This is a genomic window from Phocaeicola faecicola, from assembly GCF_013618865.1.
In the GTDB taxonomy this organism is placed as follows: domain Bacteria; phylum Bacteroidota; class Bacteroidia; order Bacteroidales; family Bacteroidaceae; genus Phocaeicola; species Phocaeicola faecicola.
On record NZ_JABSOE010000141.1, the window covers coordinates 1 to 2,343 of the forward strand.

The window sequence follows — 2,343 nt, forward strand, 5'->3', positions numbered from 1 at the left end:
CATACAACCAAAGTCTTTCTGTGCATGTAGAGCATTTTGCGTTCCCAGTCATTTTTACCTTTTAACTCTTTGAGTGTGCGGACATGGTGCATTACCACTTCTCCGTGCTTGCCACATAGTTCGCACGTTTTTGTTGTAAGCCTTTCTATCAGACTCAACGATGGCGTCTTGAACATGTACGGCAGATTGTCACTTGGGGCTGTTTCACAATCCGTTTTGCGGGCATATCCCTCATTATAGAATACCCTGTACTTGGTTTCTCCTCCCTTGTTTACAAAAGGCACTGCAAAGAGATTGTCCTTGCGGTATCTTTCAATGACTTTTCTCACTGACATATTCAGCTTTTGAGCAAGAGTTTTGTACATGGAGAACTTCATAATACAGCCGAAAGAGCGTCCCAAAGCCGATGCATTGTTTGCTATTGAGTAATAGTTGTAGAACCCTCGTATTTCGGTATTAAACTGAGATACAATCTCGTGCGCTTCATTGTCAATCATATAAGTCCTGCCTTTTGACACCCATGTCTCCTTGCCGTGTTTGGTGACAACTTTCATGGCTTCGAGGCTGAGCAGCTTGTTCTTGATTACTTCTCTTGAAACGTGTAGTATCACATTCCCGTTGAAGTATCTGCGCACTGTTCCGTTACTGTTTCTCTTTGTGGCATAGTCTTTACGGACATATATTTCGTAACCCAAAAATTTTGCGCTGTCTTGTGCATTTGTAATCAAAGTCTTTTCCTGTGACATCTCCAGCCTTAACTTTTCCTGCATAAACTTAGTGATGTCAGCTTTGATTGTCTCACATTCGTTTTTCGTTCCGATAACTCCGATAAGGAAATCATCGGCATAGCGCACGTATTTCAACCTGCGAAAGTTTACATCCATATCATTGCCACTTGGCATTGTAAGTATCAGCTTCTGCTTTTCGTGCAGTTCTTCTACCATCCTTGTTCTTACGTTTACATCCTCTACTTCATTTATCCTACGTTTTAGGTAGTGTACTCTGCTGTTGAGTTTGCAAATATCCTTGTTGCGGCTTCTTGCTGTCCCTTTATTGAATTTGTTGGCATATTCATCCATGTACTTATCGAACTTGTCTAGGTATATGTTTGCCAAAATAGGGCTTATGATACCACCTTGCGGTGTCCCTGAATAAGTCTTGTTGAATTGCCACTCTTCCATGTACCCTGCATTGAGGAATTTCCGTATCAGACGAAGAAATCTGTCGTCTGCTATTCTGCCTTTCATTATTTCTATCAGCACATTATGGTCTATGTTGTCAAAGAAGCCTTTTATATCTCCCTCAATGAACCATTTTGCACCGTTGAAATTGTTTTGTAGACTTTTCAGTGCTGTGTGGCAGCTTCGGTTTGGTCTGAAACCGTGCGATGTCCACTCAAAGTGTCCCTCATATATGGCTTCAAGCACCATTCTTACTACCTCTTGAACCAATTTGTCTTCAAAAGACGGTATTCCTAGCGGACGCATCTTCCCATTCTTTTTCGGAATGTAAGTTCTCTTTGCAGGATTGGGACTATAAGTCTCATCCTTTATACTCTCTATGAGTTTGTTTATCCTATCAATGCTCATTTCATCCTCAGTTTTGCCATCTGTGCCGGGTGTCATGTTGCCCGGCTTTGCATACATACGTTGGTAGGCGACAAAGAACATCTGTTCATTGAATAGAATACGGTAAAGCCTTTCGTATTTATACTCGGGCTCATTGCTGTGTCCAGCTAAAATGTTTAATACTTGCTCTGGATTTCTCATACGTCTCTCACGTTTTCCGTTGTTTGTATTAAAGTTACAGACTACTTCCCTTCGCCATGTACAAGGCTTTCCCTTGCTCAGACTACTACGGAAGTTCCGTTACCATATCGGATATTCAAAAGCTTTCTTTATAGCTGTTTGTTCCAGCGTTCCGACTTAGGTAATCCCCAGTTAGTTCTCTTAATAACTATTAGCACGACATACTGTCGGATGCGACTTTCGTTCTTGTCCGCTTATTGCGGCTGTGTCATAGTCGGTTCTTTATGCTCTGCACTAACGCACAAAATAGGCAGAGTACTATGAAACAACGTATGTATAATAGTCTTCCGTTGTTGCAAGATTTGGTACCACTGAACTATCATTCAACCAATCAAGGCTTCATCCTTATGTATGTCTTTTCGTCTTGCCCCTCAGTCGCCACCTGACTATTAGTGGACTTGGAGCTTTAATCAGTATGCTACACTCCCCATCGGGTTTCCCCTTTGGATAAACTGATTGACGATAGGATTATATCGAACCCAATCCTAACTTCTTGCTAAAGAAGTATTTATTAAGCGACCATTCTGGGCGCACT

At 41.7% G+C, this 2,343-nt stretch carries 1 protein-coding gene; it reads right to left on the bottom strand.

Annotated elements, in window-relative coordinates; genetic code table 11:
* Nucleotides 1-1,769 (bottom strand): reverse transcriptase/maturase family protein (locus H3001_RS18980; protein WP_181215784.1); only part of this gene is annotated, 1,769 nt, incomplete at its 3' end.
* Nucleotides 1,770-2,343 lie beyond the last annotated feature (574 nt).